The sequence below is a fragment of the Halobacillus litoralis genome (genome assembly GCF_004101865.1).
Classification (GTDB): domain Bacteria; phylum Bacillota; class Bacilli; order Bacillales; family Halobacillaceae; genus Halobacillus; species Halobacillus litoralis_A.
Window position 1 is genome coordinate 571,782 of record NZ_CP026118.1, and the last position, 14,588, is coordinate 586,369.

General features: G+C 42.5%; 16 protein-coding genes. 6 read left to right on the forward strand and 10 right to left on the reverse strand.

Going from position 1 to position 14,588, the window contains the following annotated elements; translation table 11 throughout:
* Positions 1-64: 64 nt before the first annotated feature.
* The gene (locus HLI_RS02895) at positions 65-457 is read left to right on the forward strand and encodes an SET domain-containing protein (protein ID WP_128522997.1); all 393 of its coding nucleotides are present in this window, start codon (positions 65-67) and stop codon (positions 455-457) included.
* 416 nt (positions 458-873) lie between these two features.
* On the opposite strand, the gene HLI_RS02900 is transcribed toward HLI_RS02895, so the two are convergent.
* Positions 874-1,254 (reverse strand): ASCH domain-containing protein, encoded by a 381-nt coding sequence (locus HLI_RS02900; protein ID WP_128522998.1) that lies wholly within the window; start codon positions 1,252-1,254, stop codon positions 874-876.
* A gap of 457 nt (positions 1,255-1,711) precedes the next feature.
* Positions 1,712-2,662 carry a magnesium/cobalt transporter CorA gene (gene corA / locus HLI_RS02905; protein ID WP_128522999.1) on the reverse strand — a complete coding sequence of 317 codons (951 nt, stop codon included), beginning with the start codon at positions 2,660-2,662 and terminating at the stop codon, positions 1,712-1,714.
* Between the two features lie 118 nt (positions 2,663-2,780).
* Here corA and HLI_RS02910 point away from each other — a divergent pair, with 118 nt between their 5' ends.
* Both HLI_RS02910 and HLI_RS02915 read left to right on the forward strand, forming a co-directional pair.
* The gene (locus HLI_RS02910; RefSeq protein ID WP_241655925.1) at positions 2,781-3,359 is read left to right on the forward strand and encodes a GNAT family N-acetyltransferase; all 579 of its coding nucleotides are present in this window, start codon (positions 2,781-2,783) and stop codon (positions 3,357-3,359) included.
* Positions 3,356-3,892, forward strand: a complete 537-nt coding sequence (locus tag HLI_RS02915) for a hypothetical protein (RefSeq protein WP_128523001.1) — start codon at positions 3,356-3,358, stop codon at positions 3,890-3,892. Before HLI_RS02910 ends, HLI_RS02915 begins: the two co-directional genes overlap by 4 nt.
* Positions 3,893-4,112: 220 nt before the next feature.
* Here HLI_RS02915 and HLI_RS02920 read toward each other — a convergent pair whose 3' ends face one another.
* The 3 genes from HLI_RS02920 to HLI_RS02930 all read right to left on the reverse strand — a co-directional run bounded on the left by HLI_RS02920 (position 4,113) and on the right by HLI_RS02930 (position 6,627).
* Positions 4,113-4,778: a lysozyme family protein gene (locus HLI_RS02920; protein WP_128523002.1), complete on the reverse strand. Its 666-nt coding sequence runs from the start codon at positions 4,776-4,778 to the stop codon at positions 4,113-4,115.
* 415 nt (positions 4,779-5,193) lie between these two features.
* The gene (locus HLI_RS02925) at positions 5,194-6,120 is read right to left on the reverse strand and encodes a manganese-dependent inorganic pyrophosphatase (RefSeq protein WP_128523003.1); all 927 of its coding nucleotides are present in this window, start codon (positions 6,118-6,120) and stop codon (positions 5,194-5,196) included.
* A gap of 114 nt (positions 6,121-6,234) precedes the next feature.
* Positions 6,235-6,627, reverse strand: coding sequence for a hypothetical protein (locus HLI_RS02930; protein WP_128523004.1), 393 nt, complete (start codon positions 6,625-6,627; stop codon positions 6,235-6,237).
* A gap of 343 nt (positions 6,628-6,970) precedes the next feature.
* Between HLI_RS02930 and HLI_RS02935 the strand changes: the two genes are divergently transcribed.
* Positions 6,971-8,281, forward strand: a complete 1,311-nt coding sequence (locus HLI_RS02935; protein WP_128523005.1) for a glutamine synthetase family protein — start codon at positions 6,971-6,973, stop codon at positions 8,279-8,281.
* A 99-nt stretch (positions 8,282-8,380) separates the two neighbouring features.
* On the opposite strand, the gene HLI_RS02940 is transcribed toward HLI_RS02935, so the two are convergent.
* Together HLI_RS02940 and HLI_RS02945 are read right to left on the reverse strand one after the other, a co-directional pair.
* Positions 8,381-8,827: an SgcJ/EcaC family oxidoreductase gene (locus HLI_RS02940; RefSeq protein WP_128523006.1), complete on the reverse strand. Its 447-nt coding sequence runs from the start codon at positions 8,825-8,827 to the stop codon at positions 8,381-8,383.
* A 42-nt stretch (positions 8,828-8,869) separates the two neighbouring features.
* Positions 8,870-9,691: a helix-turn-helix domain-containing protein gene (locus tag HLI_RS02945; RefSeq protein ID WP_128523007.1), complete on the reverse strand. Its 822-nt coding sequence runs from the start codon at positions 9,689-9,691 to the stop codon at positions 8,870-8,872.
* A gap of 117 nt (positions 9,692-9,808) precedes the next feature.
* Here HLI_RS02945 and HLI_RS02950 point away from each other — a divergent pair, with 117 nt between their 5' ends.
* Positions 9,809-11,005 (forward strand): MFS transporter, encoded by a 1,197-nt coding sequence (locus HLI_RS02950; protein WP_164908459.1) that lies wholly within the window; start codon positions 9,809-9,811, stop codon positions 11,003-11,005.
* Positions 11,006-11,489: 484 nt separating this feature from the next.
* Here HLI_RS02950 and HLI_RS02955 read toward each other — a convergent pair whose 3' ends face one another.
* Entirely contained in the window at positions 11,490-12,239 is a 750-nt protein-coding gene (locus HLI_RS02955) for a sulfite exporter TauE/SafE family protein (protein ID WP_128523009.1), read from the reverse strand.
* Positions 12,240-12,619: 380 nt separating this feature from the next.
* Between HLI_RS02955 and HLI_RS02960 the strand changes: the two genes are divergently transcribed.
* Positions 12,620-13,750, forward strand: coding sequence for a M14 family metallopeptidase (locus HLI_RS02960; protein ID WP_128523010.1), 1,131 nt, complete (start codon positions 12,620-12,622; stop codon positions 13,748-13,750).
* Between the two features lie 151 nt (positions 13,751-13,901).
* Here the strand turns inward: HLI_RS02960 and HLI_RS02965 are convergent, their stop codons facing one another.
* Both HLI_RS02965 and HLI_RS21420 read right to left on the reverse strand, forming a co-directional pair.
* Positions 13,902-14,273: a VOC family protein gene (locus HLI_RS02965; protein ID WP_128523011.1), complete on the reverse strand. Its 372-nt coding sequence runs from the start codon at positions 14,271-14,273 to the stop codon at positions 13,902-13,904.
* Positions 14,274-14,421: 148 nt separating this feature from the next.
* Entirely contained in the window at positions 14,422-14,574 is a 153-nt protein-coding gene (locus tag HLI_RS21420) for a hypothetical protein (RefSeq protein WP_164908460.1), read from the reverse strand.
* Positions 14,575-14,588 lie beyond the last annotated feature (14 nt).

Consider the following 14,588-nt stretch of genomic DNA (forward strand, 5'->3'; position numbering starts at 1 on the left):
TTCCTCCGTCATACCTGTCACACTTGTTAAGTTAAATATGCGAGAAAGTGCAGGTGAATAGATCATGATTGAAGTACGCACGTCTACACTTGAAAATGAAGAATTGAATAGAGGCATGTTCGCTACACGCGATATCGCCAAAAATGAACTTATTCATCAAGCGCCCGTGATACCTTATCCAAACAGCGAACATGTTCACATTGAAAAGACACGTTTAGCAGATTACGCGTTCGAATATGGGGAAAACCATACTGCATTCGTATTAGGCTATGGGATGATGTTCAACCATTCCTACGAGCCGAATGCTAATTATGTCATCAACTTTGAACACCATACGTTCGATTTTTACGCTTTTACAGATATAAAGGCAGGCGAGGAAGTTTTCATCAACTATAACGGTTTCGTTGATGAACAGGAACTGCTTTGGTTCGACCAAGAAGAAGAGAAAGAAGAATAATCTATCAGAAAAAGGCTCGGAGAATCAATAGAGGCCGCTGAAAAAAACTCTTCAATCTAGAGGAGCAGTTAAAGTTTGGTGTTGCTTCTCACGAATCGCTTGTCGGTGGATGCTTGCCGCGGGCACGGCTCATCGTGGAAACAACAAGGCCCATCAAAAAAGAGTGATGTTCTTTGATGTATAAAAGGAGTAAATGCCTTTATGTCTCGTCATAATAAAGAAGCCGAGTAGAACGATATAACCGTCCTAATCGGCTTCTTTATTTGATGGATAACTCAGAAGGTGCAGTTCTTCAGCAGCCTCGGATTAATTTCCGAGCCTTTTTTGTGTATTTTATGGGAATGCCTCCCATATCAGGACCTGTTTGACGATAAGAGCCATTTGTTTTTGGGCAGATGATGGAGGAGAGCCGACACTTATGCCTGCACGCCTTTTTCCGAGCTATGGCTCCAGGCCCCAGCTTTCTTCAAATCTACCCAAATGACTGCTCCCTGCGGATGTTGATAAGGAACAGGTTCATCAAAGATCATTGGATTTTCCATCACCCACACATGCGTATTTTTATAAGGAAGTTCCAGACAATCATCGACACAATGATGCTTTTGGCTCTGTTGGTAATCAAACAGACTTAACTTTTTACAGTCTACAATGTCGATCGTGCCGAATACCATGCCGGAACCACTTTTAATCAAGCCGATCCGCCCCCGCTTTTTCGTATTCGACCCTCTGATCTCCCATATCTTACTCCCTGCTAATAGCAAATCGATCCATGGTGCTTGTACAAGTAAACCATTCATTCAAATGAGCTCCCTTTTTATGTAAGTTGAACTACTACATTAACATAGGGAGGAAATAAGAAGAATCCCTCACACGCATAAGACCGGGCATAAGAAACCAGCCCGGTCTAATCCTCACTTTAATTTCCATTCATCTCTTCAAAGCAAGTATTCCTGCATCTTAAGAGACATTCTCCGGCATTTATAGTGACTTCAAAAACTGTCCTGTCCGTTCATTTTTTGAATAATGCGTTTTACAAAAGGCTGGTTCAGGCTTTATCGTGGACGGCGTTCCGCAACTTCAATAGAGATTTCAAAGATGTTCATTTCTGTTCATCTCCTTTGTTTTCTTGTTACTTAAAGTATAGTCCGCCACACGATTTTTCTTAACGGCCGGTGGAGTGATTTTCCATCCTTCTTCGGACCGAAAAAAGACGGAGAAGGAATCACCATCCCTTCTCCGTCTTCAGCCTTAAAATCACTCGAACCAGCCTTTACTCCTGAACCAGATGAACATACCTACCGCTACTGCTAGCATGATTCCCCAAACGACGAAATAACCATATTGGGTCTCGAGCTCCGGCATGTTGACAAAATTCATTCCATAAACACCAACGATGAATGTGAGCGGCATAAATATGACAGAAATGACAGTCAAAATCTGCATCGTCCGGTTCGTCTGATGGGAGTTGAGTGATAGGTAACTGTCCCTGATATCCTGAGTCATCTCTCTGTTCGATGCAATCATATCCGCGACTTTGATCAAGTGATCATGGATATCAGCGAAATATTCCCTTCGTTCAAACACACCATCTAAATGGTGGGTGTTCAGGATTCTGTAAAGCAAATCCCTCATAGGATGAACCGTTTGCCTCAATGTCAGTAACTCACTCCTCCGGTCGAACAGTTCCTCCAACAGGTTTTCCATCGAGAGTTTCTTCGTATTGTCTTCGATTTCATTAATATGGTCTTCGATGTTATATATGATCGGAAAATAATTGTCGACCACTTTATCAAGGATTTGATGAAAGACGTAGTATTCATCAACAGTGGAAAAGTCTTTCGTCCGCTTTACGATGCCCTTCGCTTGCTCTAAAGCTTCGTTTTTTTCCTTATGATAAGTAACGATCGAGCATTTCCCGAGGAAAATATCGACCTCTTCCCTTTCGAGATTTTTACGGTTGACCGAATGAATGACAAAAAAGGTGTGATCATCATAATAGTCGAGCTTCGGTCGCTGCAGGCCGTGCAAACAGTCCTCCACAGCCAGCGGGTGAAAATTGAAATGGGATTCGAGTAATCCGACTTCTCCCTCTGTCGGCGCCTCGAAATCCACCCAGTACCAGTCCCACTCCTCTTCAGAGAGTTGTTTCATGGAAAGAGCTTCTTGGAACCCTTTATCTTTTGAAAAAGCCATAATTTCTATCATCCAGTTCACCTGCCATTTATGTAGGGTCTTTCTTTTTTATTCCCAAATCATTGTTTTTCAAACAACCCCTCCTCGTTGTGATACGATAGAAGAAATTGCTGAACGGAGGAAAGCACTGATGCAGAAAACGACTAAACCCCTGCGCCTGAAGGGAAACCTCGTTCTTCTCAGAAGCATTGAAGAGGAGGACATTCCGAGTTTATACCAATTGATTTATGGTGATGGTGACCCAGAATGGAAAAAATGGGACGCCCCTTATTACCCTCTCGAACCGCATACGTTAGACAGTTACAGAAGTCACGAACGAGCAAGAAAAGATCGCCTCAGAGACAGCGAACCTGATTCGCGCTTGATAATCGAAGTCGACGGGAAGATCATCGGGACGGTTACTTATTACTGGGAGCACAAACCTTCTCTCTGGCTTGAAGTCGGCATCGGCATTTATGACCCGGATTATTGGAACGGGGGATATGGATCAGAAGCACTGACCCTTTGGATCGACCAACTTTTTCAAGTTCTCCCCCTTGCCCGTGTAGGGTTAACCACATGGTCAAGAAATGAACGGATGATGAGAGTGGGAGAAAAACTCGGCATGAAAATCGAAGGACGAATGAGGAAATGCCGCATTTATGAAGGTGAATACTATGATGCTATCCGGATGGGAGTTCTTCGTGAGGAATGGAGCAAGCGTTCATGAACCTCTACAAGATCTCCACCTCCTTCTTCATTCTGACAACCATTATCTTTGCGTACCTATGGTATGATTCCGAAGGCCCCCAGCCTTTGGATGAATTTGCTGTTGCAGCAGTCACCTCATCGATCAAGGAATTACCCTACACCATGGAAGATGTCCAACTCTCGTTTCAAAATTATCATGAAGAAGAGTCGACAGAAAAAGAACAATTTTACACAAGAACTTTATTAGCCAGAAGCTTACAAAATCTGAATGACAATCAAAGGTTGATTTCAGCAGCCGAACGATCGAAAGTTTTGGAAAAAGGCTGGTTCAGAGACTACTCCGATTCCCTTTTCACAATGCGCTCGATCCTCACCACCCACTCGTTTGAAAATAATAATTCTAAAGAAGTAAAAAGGATCAATCAAGAGCTTGAAACACTGCAATCCTCTATAGAAGAGACCGTAACCGATGAGTCATTTTCCACTAAGAATAAAAAAGACTTACGGTCAATAACAGACATGATTGAAAAATTCAATCAGAACTTCTCATAAAAACTCCAAAAAGAGGCCGGATAAAAGAATTTACCCACTAGAAAACCCGAACATCGTTCGGGTTTTCTTTAAATGAAGCAATAAATGCCTACGCTCCATTTGATCCATTCTACTTTATCGTTCTTTTTCCACCGGCAGTTACGTTTTTGCCCCAACCTCTTCTTGATGGATGGGTATATTACCGTTTCTCAGGTCAACGTTGCAGGAGGCTTTGGCCAACTTACGTGTTTAGGACATTCTCATATCCATCCGTGTCATAATAGCCTAATACTGCATCCACATAGTATATATCCCCATAACATGCCTCAAACTCCTCTGCTTCTGGCCGGATACAACTATAATCACCTGTATGCTTCAGCTCTTCGTACTTTTTTGCCGAAAACTCAATCGCTAACTCCTGGGTGTATTCTCCTCCATTGGCCATCACGTAATCGATGAAACCCGCACCAAAGTTATACGATTGGAGAGCTAATTTCACATCCTGATCGGCCTTTTCCAATGTATGCGCAAAATAGCCCACCCCTTGTTCAATTGAACGAGAAGGGTCATTGATGCATCCGACAGAACCACATAATGATTCTGATGCCTGCATAGGATCGTTACCTCTCCCACCGGATTCCTGCATCATTAAGGCCAGCAGAATACCAGTGTAGTCACCGATGCCTTCTTCTTCCGCATACTTTTCCACTTCATCCTCATATTGCAGCACTTGCTGCGAAAGGTTCCGTTCACGATCATTTGTAATGCTGCTCGTCATCCCCTCTCCCAAATTGCTATTGGAAAGTAAGTGGAGAACGCCGACGATAAGTAGAATAGGAAGAACGATCTTGATGAGGGCCTTGGTCCCGGCTTTTTTCAATTTAGTTTTGGTCTTTTTTCCAGACATGGTTCTTCCCCTTTACTATCAATAAAAAATGCATTTCAATTATGGATATCACTAGTTTAATAGATTCTGTCGAAATGGCGCGAGATAACTTAATAGTAACTGAAATGAGGGGAAGAACAAAATGATTTGTTGAAACTCCAAGCGGAAAAGTCAGCCTCGCCGGATTACTATTCAGGGATGGGTAGCCTTTAGAATAGTCGTGTTCAGTAGCCTTCAACCATAAATGAACGGGGTGGTTGGGAAGGATTGAAACAGCTGTGAACCGTAAACAACTTGAGACATTAATAATAATCATTTCTGCTTCTATTCTTTAAGCTTACCAGGATAAAAAAATAGAACGCTCGGAGGTCTAAATCCGAGCGTTCTATTTTTCTATTTTCTCCACCATTTCAGTTTCAAGTAGAAATGAGGTTTTTTACGCAAAGTGACTGTTCAACGGAGGAACAATTTGTTTCTTACGCGAAACTACTCCGGCAAGAACCGCCTGGTTATCGTCTAAATCAATATTAAATGCTTCTGCAACAGCTGCAGACTGTTCACCGACTGCTACCACTGTGGAGTCGCTTTCCAATATATCTGTAACGACAAGCAAAAACAGATCCAATTCTTTCTCTCCGACGACTTTGTTCATCGCTTGTTCCAGCTCACCTTTTCGGGAAAGGACATCATTCGTGTCCACTGTATTGACCTGGGCGATTTCAACTTTCTGATCACCCATCGAAAATTCTTTTGCATCAAGAGAGATCAGTTGCTCTGCTGTTTTATCACTGATGTCTGCCCCAGCTTTCAACATTTGCAAGCCATAATCTTGAGCATCTACCCCGGCGATGGATGCCAGTTCTTCAGCTGCTTTACGATCCTCATCCGTGCATGTCGGTGATTTGAACAATAAAGAGTCGGAAATAATGGCAGAAAGCATCAAACCAGCCATCGGCTTGGATATTTCCTGTCCTTTTTCCTTATAAAGCTTATTCAAGATTGTCGCTGTACAACCCACTGGCTCTGCACGATAATAAAGGGGACTTTTAGTTTCGAAATTCGCAATACGGTGGTGATCGATTACCTCAAGCACTTGTACTTCATCGATGTCATCCACACTTTGTTGCCGCTCATTGTGATCGACTAATATGACCTGTTCCACTTCTGTTGCTACGCGCTCGACTAAACGAGGAGCCTCAACGTTGAACTGATCCAGCGCAAATTGTGTTTCTCCACTTACTTCACCAAGGCGTACGGGCTCTACATCTTCACCGATCGCTTTCTTCAAATCTGCATAAACAAGGGCAGAACAAATCGTATCTGTATCCGGGTTTTTATGACCGAAAATCAATGTTTTACTCACGAAAATCTTCCTTTCTTATAGAGGGTATGTATTAAAGCGTGTCCGTTTTGATTATAAAATAGAATAGCTCTTGAGTCCATCGCAAGACAATAAAACCCTCTAAAATACTAGGAATTATTTTTTGTGAAAACTTATGATCAGTCCATAGCCGAACACCACCTGCAAAACCGGAGGGACCGCTATGTTTGTAACCAGAAACATAGGGAGAAGTGTATTAATAGGTAGAAAGAATGGAACCAGTAACAGATACAAGGCTGGAAGAATCATTAGTATCCAGACGTTTTTTCTCAAACGGACTTTCCCTCCCCCTCTCAAGAAATGGAGAAATTGTTGCAGCGCCAGCACCATTCCTACAGGGACGTAAGCCAGTTGCCCAAAAACAAAATAAGGATAAGGACTGAAAGATGCAACCGCATGCTCTTGAAACTTCACATTAAAATAAGAGATGACCAGCAAATAAAGAAAAATACTTACTGACTGTATGAAAACCAAACGTTGCCTATACATTTCCCTCTCCTTTCCTGTACATTTACTATATCTTATGTAAGCGGGAAGTTTTTTTTGCGATGTTCCCCAAATCCCAAAAATCGCACCCTTAAAGTCTTGACACATTACAAACCGCAAACCTCATAGGCAGCATCATATATGGGATTGCAAACTGCGACAGGATTTTACATAGTTCCTGTGAAAAATAGGTTTATCCGAAAAAAATAAGGGAATCTAATAAAAAGGTATTTGAGATTTCACTACATTATGTGTTAGAATTCCTAACATAAGAAAAAGTGAGCTCCATATCCTGAATCCACTCGGATACAAAACTCACAAATAATATTTAAAGAGAGGGTAATGTATGACTTACACAAAAGAACAGATCAAGCAGGAAGTAAAAGAGAACAACGTAGAATTCCTTTTATTGGAGTTCACAGATATGCTAGGGGATACAAAAAACGTCGAATTGCCGGTTGAAGAATTGGAAATGGTTTTGAATGAAGAAGCGATGTTCGACAGTTCTTCTATTTCCGGTTTCTCCGATATCCAAGAAAGTGATATGTATCTGGTACCAGATTTGGATACATTCTTGCTTCTTCCTTCATTGGTCGATGAAGATCGCAGTGCGCGCTTCATTTGTGATATCTACAAGCCAGATGGCACTCCATTCGAAGGAGACCCTCGTTACATCCTGAAACGTGCTATGAAAGAAGCGGAAGATATGGGCTATACAGTAAATGTCGGTCCAGAACCAGAATTCTTCCTATTCAAATTGGACAAAGACGGCTACCCGATCCGCCAAATGAATGACCGCGGTGGTTACTTCGATGCTTCACCGAAAGATAAAGGGGACAAAGTCCGTCGTGACATCGTCCGTACACTGAAGAAATTCGGTTTTGAAATGGAAGCTTCCCACCACGAAGTTGCTATGGGTCAGCACGAAATCAACTTCCGCTTTGATAACATGTTGAAAACAGCTGACAATATTCAAACATTCAAAAATGTTGTTAAAGATATCGCGACGAATCATGAATATCACGCGACTTTCATGCCGAAACCGATCTCCGGAGAGAACGGTTCAGGCATGCACTGCCACCTTTCATTATTCCAGAATGGCGACAGCGCGTTCTACGATGAAGATGCCGAAGATGGCGTATCTAAGACAATGAAACAATTTATTGCAGGAATTCTGCATCACGCACGTGGAATCGCTGCTATTACGAACCCAAACGTAAACTCTTATAAGCGTCTTGTACCTGGGTATGAAGCACCTGTCAGCATCGCATGGTCCCACTCTAACCGTAGTTGCATGATGCGTGTACCGACAACCCGCGGGAAAGGGACTCGTTTCGAAGTCCGTAATCCGGATCCTACTGCAAACCCTTATTTGACACTTGCAGTATTGATCCAGGCTGGTCTCGAAGGAATCCGTAAAGAAATGGATGCTGGTGAAGCAGAAGCACGTAACCTTTACGAAGTGGATGACGATAGTGTACCGACACTGCCGACAAACTTAAAAGAAGCACTATCATCTCTGAAGAAAGACGAACTGCTCCTTAATGCACTTGGTGACCACACATCCCAAGCGTACATCCAGGACAAAGAAGCTGAATGGACAGAGTATTCCCTACAAGTCAGCAAATGGGAAATCGACAAGTATATGAACAAGTAAGTTGAAAACCTTACTCCATGAAAAAAGCAGCGTTTTCCAATATGGAAAACGCTGCTTTTTACGTGTGATGTTTTATGGTGCACTATTCCCGTTCTGTTTCTAAAGGAGTGTTCGCAACTCATTAGTCATTTCATGAACCAGTTCAGGTCTTCCATGAAATTGTGCAGGTGTGTTTTGAAATAGTTCAATCTTCCATTCATCGTCCTGTTCAACCAAAACGAGAGTATGATGTGTGTTCATTTCAGATCTGATATCCTCTTCCCCCGGCGGGATCATCCCAGCGATCGCCCTTAAGATAACCGTCTCTTCAGTAAGGAAGCGGATATCTTTCACTTTACTTATGAACGGTGCCGTTGGGTGATCCTTGAAAATGGGATGCAAATGAGAAAAAATTTCCTCCCGGCCGATAGACTGACTTCCATCAAATCCGATACTTTCCCCATTTTCCGTAAAAAGATCTGCCATTTTTTCAGCATCGCGGTTGTTCCAAGCTGCTATCAGATTATTATATACCTCTTCTACAGCTTTTTCTTTATTAGTCTGCATATGATTCACTCCTACACATTAATTTTATTCTCGCCTATCAATTTACCATTGAAACTCTTTCACAAACTGACTTGGTGTTGCGCCATACATCTTCTTAAAGGAACGGTTGAATGTACTGATCGATTGAAAACCTACCTTGAATGCCACTTCCGTAATTTCCACGTCTTTACCCTTCAGAAGACAAGCCGCCTTCCTTAAGCGGACATGATGTAGGAAATTCCTGGGGGTCATCCCCACCGCATTAGTAAAAGAGCGATGAAGATGATATTTACTTATGTTTAGATGGGCAGCTAAATGATCTAAAGTCACATCATCTTGATACCTTCCCAGAATATAGTCCTTGATTGCTTTTATAGATGGTTCCGAACTATAAGGCCGCTTTTTTCCACTTTTCTCCCAATGCTCTGAATGCGAACCTCTCATTTGATCTAATAAGACAGAAGCCAACTCTCCCTCTCTAGCTAAGACCGCTTCCATTCCTTCATATGAAGCGATTTGAAACAGGGAGATCGCTTTATTTAAAAGCAGCTGTGAATTGGACTGGACAGGGGAAAAATCAATAGAATCGAGCTCAAACCCTGTATAGGTCCTATAGGCTTCTGAAATGATTTCTTCATTGAAGCTGATCAACATGATCTTCTTCCGGGCATACGCAGCTTCATGTTGGTGGCTGTCACCAGGTGGGACTAGCAAAGACTCCTCAAACTCCAGTTTCCGCTTTTTTGAATTATGGTAGGTCATTAAATCACCAGATAAGGGGACGCTGAGCTGAAAGTAATCATGCGTATGTGATTCATCAGCTTCCCCTTCTTGCAGATCGAACATTAAAACCCCGGACCCTTCCATTTCCAGACGCATTTCCATGAGGTTTCCCCCTTTCGCAAGATTCGCCTTCAATTGAGCAAGATTTGAAAAGTATTTAACCCCAGACCTCAGCTAAACTGTTTCTATCCCTTTACAGATTCGGAGATGAAGAAACTTATGAAATCATACCTGCGCCAAATCCCACAGCCCGTTTGGATCCAGACGATCGGTCATGCGTTGACTTCGTTTATTTCCATCATTCTTTTACCTTTTTTAACGCTTTATATGTATGATCATTTCGGCGAAAACATCATGCTTACGACATTAGTGATTGGTGTACAACCTTTCACAGAAATCGTTTTCACATTTTTATTTGGCGGATGGATCGATCGTTTCGGGCGGAGACCAGTGATGCTTGGCTCTTTATCTTTTCAATTCATCGCTCTCACAGGCCTTGTATTTGCTGATCACCTATGGTTGTTTGTCTTTTTTATTTTTTTGAATGGTGTCGGGCGTTTCGTTTATACACCTGCAGCCCGAGCGCAAATATCAGATATTGTCCCCGAAAAGAATCAGGCTGAGACATTCGCTCTGTTGAATACTGCTTCAAGCATCGGTGCACTTGGCGGCCCGGTCACAGGCGCTTTTCTTTTTCAATACGATCAAAAAATCCTTTTTTTGTCGATGGGGCTCCTGGTTTTGGTGTACTTCCTTATAGGACTGAAGTACATTCCTGAAACGTACAAAAGCATCCCCGCGTCTTCTACTTGCTATAAACTGGATTGGCGGGACTATAAAATGATCGGATGGCTTGTCATTGGAATGCTGCCGCTCAGCTTCTTCCACGCACAAATGGAAACGAACTGGCCCGTGTTTCTGAAAGAAAATCTAGTCCACTATTTATTTGTATTTTCGCTGCTTGAAACTATAGGTACCGTTGTTTTCATTCTGTTTGAAGTCGTTTTAGTCCAGCGCACCCGTCGCTTTTCACAAATACGGGTCATCCAAGCCGGTTACCTTTTGTATGGGGCAGCATCACTTGGGTTTGGATTTTCTGACCATTTGTCTGGGTTTATTGTATCACAGCTCATCTTTTGTATGGGGGCTATTCTTACACTCAACCATATGCAGACGATCATCAGCACCCTGGCCCCTTCTGCCCACAAAGGAAGATACTTCGCGCTTTTCGGATTACACTGGGATATCTCTCGCACTGGAGGACCATTTTTAGGCAGTATCGTATTATCTGCATTCGGCGGCGAGACTTTATTTTTTATCACTTTCGCCCTAATCATATCCGGGGGACTGATGCAAAAGCGATTGCTCAAGAGTTTGCTACAAACAGAATCGCACCTTTTCAAATCTGTATTGTGATACGGGTTGAGAAAAATAACATCGGCCCCGACCTACTAAAATCGAGCTGCTGAAAAAACCTCTTCAATCTATAGGAGCAGTTAAAGTTTGTTGTTGCTTCTCACGAATCGCTTGTCGGTGGATGCTTGCCGCGAGCACGGCCTCAGTTAACGCTCATCTTGGAAGCAACGATGCCCATCTAAAAAGAGTGATGTTCTTTGATTTATAAAAGAACATCACTCTGAGTGTACAAGGGCCGGCGGCGATCTTCACCTTCAATATTAAACGAATACTAATGCTCACGGAAAATGTCTCGTCATAATAAAGAAGCCGAGTTGAACGATAAAACCGCCCTACTCGGCTTTTTTCTTTGAAGGATAACTCAGAAAGTTGCAGTTCTTCAGAGGCGTAAGTACGATTTTGGTGGATGAACAGCAGCTAGATCATCCTTCCTATTGATATCGACCTATTTTCCACCATCTCATTAACTCACCATCCTCTCCCCTCATACCGAGCTGACGACAAGGACTGTGCCCAATAGAATGATCAGACCAAAAACATAACGTTCAAACTTATGGCTAGGGATGCGACGATGGATAAAAAAACCGAGCAGAGTTGCTATGACGATAGCAGGCAGTGAAAGGCCGAATAATAGAAATAAATCCTTTGTCCATAGACCTCCAATCGCCTGGCCGATCACAACAAGAAGACCGGAAATCAAGAAATGGGCTTGAAGCATGCCACGGAAGCGAGCAGGCTCCCATCGACGCATCGTTCCATATACTACCACTGGCACTCCATTGAAGTTATAAGCGCTCCCCAGCATTCCGGCAGCGAAGCCAAAGGGGATCGCCCAAAAAGGTTCATTCAACAACTGACGCTGATTTTTTTCAGTAAGCATCGGCTTGGCTATGGAATAACAGCCATAGACGATAAGAAATAGCCCAAGCCCTATAGAGATGAACAGCCCGGAGGCGAACTTGACTAAGAGAAGCCCTGCCGGGATGCCAATAAGTGTCATAATAGCTAAACGGATAAGGATAGCCCGATCGACGTACTGCCAGCTTGTTGAAACAGTAAAAACAGCTACTGTTAATCCCGCCAAACCGATTAGCGAAATGGCCGTATGTAGTTCAATCGGAAGTAAAGCGAGTAATGGCATGCTGATGACAGCTTCCCCAAACCCGAACGTAGACCGCATCAGTGCTCCGACAAACACTGCAGCAATTACTAGGATAATTAGTGTTGTAGTCATATAATCTGAACAGCTCCAAATAAACAGTATCGTTCTGGTTATAAAAAATCCATACCGAAGTCTGAGGCCCCCAGAGGGTTTGTTGTTCTTTCAAATCCTCTGAACCACTTCTAACTTCGAATGATTCCTATAACTTTTTATAGACGTTCCTTTTTCATTGTACCCCAAAAAAATTGACACTTCCGTTCCGAACGCTTGTATCTTCTTATCTTTTTTAAAATCCTGGATTATTGGTAATTCGTTTACCCCTCACTAGTTTTCATACAAAAACTATGCCACATTCAAACACTGAAGACTGTTTTCACCGGCAAAGAAAGTCGTTTAACTTCAACCTCAAGTGGAATGGTTAAAAAAAGCAGGAAAGAAAGGTGGCAGGACTTATGGTTGACACTGAAAAATATTTTAATAGAAGTTACGCGCAATCCAGAAATGAATTCCGCAAACATTTATCTACCATCAAAGAAAAGTGGCCGTCTGCAGAATTATTCACTCAATCGATCGGCAAAGAAGAAGACAATACCATAGATATCATTTATTCTGAGGCGAACTCTTCTAATAAGCAAGTTCTCTTTTTCACCACAGGGGAACATGGAATTGAAGGATATGCCGGAGCAGCGGTAGTTCATTTATTTGTTGAAGAATATTTGGATCAAGTCGATCCACAATCGACAGGCATTTGTTTCGTCCATGCGATCAACCCGTGGGGAATGAAGAATTTGCGCCGTGTCACTGAAAATAATGTGGATTTGAACCGCAATTATTTTTTCGAACAAGGCACCGTACCTGAAACCGTAAACCAGTACTACGCAAAAGAGAGCGAAATTTTCCAGCCTAATGGGGTGGTGAAAGATATAAAAAAAGAAAAAACAGCTTTATATGAGCAGCTAAGCAAAGGGATGATGAATGAAGGTCACAGCGGTATCAAAACAGCGAAAGGCATGGGGCAATTCGAATTTGAACGAGGCGTTTATTACGGTGGTTCTGAGGAAGAAGAGTCCACAAAGCACATGAAGGAATGGCAGCATAAAATACTGACCACCTATTCCCGTGTCATTCATATGGACTGGCATACCGCACTTGGACCGACAAATGAAGTCACCATGGTCATGTCAGAACATGACGAACGGGAAGAGGAAGAACTGAAAGCACAATACGGAATGAATAACATCAAAAAATTCACTCCGAAAAATGTAAAAGGAGATTCTACTAATTATTTTCATAAATTAAAGAAGGAAGTAAGCCCGGATACAAAACTCTTCTCCGCCCTGTTCGAATTCGGCACTTTTGGGGCGGATAAAAAAGCAGAGCTGCGTGAACTCACTACCATCATTCTAGAAAACCAACTGTACTGGGAAGGAGCTGTGCATGAGGAAGATCGACAATGGATTCTCGAGGAATTCAATAACATGTTTTATCCTGATGAGGAAGCATGGAGAGAAGCGGTATTAAAAGAAGCGCGTCTGGCCATTACTTCTGTCCTTAAAGAAGAGGGCCTCCTCTTACCAGCTTAATCATTGAATTAATGGAAATACTCTCAGATCAAATGTGAACAGGTGGAGTGGCCGACCCAACCAGAAAACGCTCAGATGATCTGAGCGTTTTCTTGCCCATAGAATTTTCCGCTAAAACATGCAAAGAATCTTCCTGACACTTAAAATGTGGTTATCTGTGTTGATCTACAAGAATAGGGTTCCCATCTGGATCCTCAATTGTAAAATGGCCTTTTCCTTCTCCTGATTCGTCCGTTCGTGACAATATTTTAATTCCCTTTTCTTCAAGCTGCTTTTGCAGCTCTCTGACATCCGAATACGATTCAATATTTTCAGCGTTTTGGTCCCAACCTGGATTGAAAGTTAAAATGTTCTTTTCAAACATTCCCTGGAACAATCCAATGATGCAATCGTCATTTTTCATAATAAGCCAATTTTGGGAGAGGTCTCCACCTAAGACTTGAAAGCCTAAGTTTTCATAAAAAGATTTCGAAACCGTGATATCTTTTACCGTCAAACTTACTGAAAATGCTCCTAATTCCATATTTTCTCCTCCTTTAGTATTGGCCCTGGTATTTATTTCTATAAACCTTAGTATACCTGAGCACTGGACAATTTCCACCACATTTGTAGCTATTTGTGAATCTTCAATTCTGTGAATTCAGGCCGCCATAGCCACTATAAAACCCTTCTCAATCCAAAGGAGCTGTCAACGTTTGTTGTTGCTTCCCACGAATCGCTTGTCGGTGGGTGCTTGCCACGGGCACGGCCTCAGCTAACTTGGACAAGAAGATCACTTGACCAAGTGGATCTTCGGCTCGCGCTGTTCCCGCAGGCGTCACCACCGAACGCTCTTCGT

What these genes read in the sequence shown, in the direction of transcription:
- HLI_RS02895 (WP_128522997.1), top strand. Translation starts at nt 65, where the DNA reads ATGATTGAAGTACGCACGTCTACACTTGAAAATGAAGAATTGAATAGA.
- HLI_RS02900 (WP_128522998.1), bottom strand. Translation starts at nt 1,254, where the DNA reads ATGAATGGTTTACTTGTACAAGCACCATGGATCGATTTGCTATTAGCA.
- corA (WP_128522999.1), bottom strand. Translation starts at nt 2,662, where the DNA reads ATGATAGAAATTATGGCTTTTTCAAAAGATAAAGGGTTCCAAGAAGCT.
- HLI_RS02910 (WP_241655925.1), top strand. Translation starts at nt 2,781, where the DNA reads ATGCAGAAAACGACTAAACCCCTGCGCCTGAAGGGAAACCTCGTTCTT.
- HLI_RS02915 (WP_128523001.1), top strand. Translation starts at nt 3,356, where the DNA reads ATGAACCTCTACAAGATCTCCACCTCCTTCTTCATTCTGACAACCATT.
- HLI_RS02920 (WP_128523002.1), bottom strand. Translation starts at nt 4,778, where the DNA reads ATGTCTGGAAAAAAGACCAAAACTAAATTGAAAAAAGCCGGGACCAAG.
- HLI_RS02930 (WP_128523004.1), bottom strand. Translation starts at nt 6,627, where the DNA reads ATGTATAGGCAACGTTTGGTTTTCATACAGTCAGTAAGTATTTTTCTT.
- HLI_RS02935 (WP_128523005.1), top strand. Translation starts at nt 6,971, where the DNA reads ATGACTTACACAAAAGAACAGATCAAGCAGGAAGTAAAAGAGAACAAC.
- HLI_RS02940 (WP_128523006.1), bottom strand. Translation starts at nt 8,827, where the DNA reads ATGCAGACTAATAAAGAAAAAGCTGTAGAAGAGGTATATAATAATCTG.
- HLI_RS02945 (WP_128523007.1), bottom strand. Translation starts at nt 9,691, where the DNA reads ATGGAAATGCGTCTGGAAATGGAAGGGTCCGGGGTTTTAATGTTCGAT.
- HLI_RS02950 (WP_164908459.1), top strand. Translation starts at nt 9,809, where the DNA reads ATGAAATCATACCTGCGCCAAATCCCACAGCCCGTTTGGATCCAGACG.
- HLI_RS02955 (WP_128523009.1), bottom strand. Translation starts at nt 12,239, where the DNA reads ATGACTACAACACTAATTATCCTAGTAATTGCTGCAGTGTTTGTCGGA.
- HLI_RS02960 (WP_128523010.1), top strand. Translation starts at nt 12,620, where the DNA reads ATGGTTGACACTGAAAAATATTTTAATAGAAGTTACGCGCAATCCAGA.
- HLI_RS02965 (WP_128523011.1), bottom strand. Translation starts at nt 14,273, where the DNA reads ATGGAATTAGGAGCATTTTCAGTAAGTTTGACGGTAAAAGATATCACG.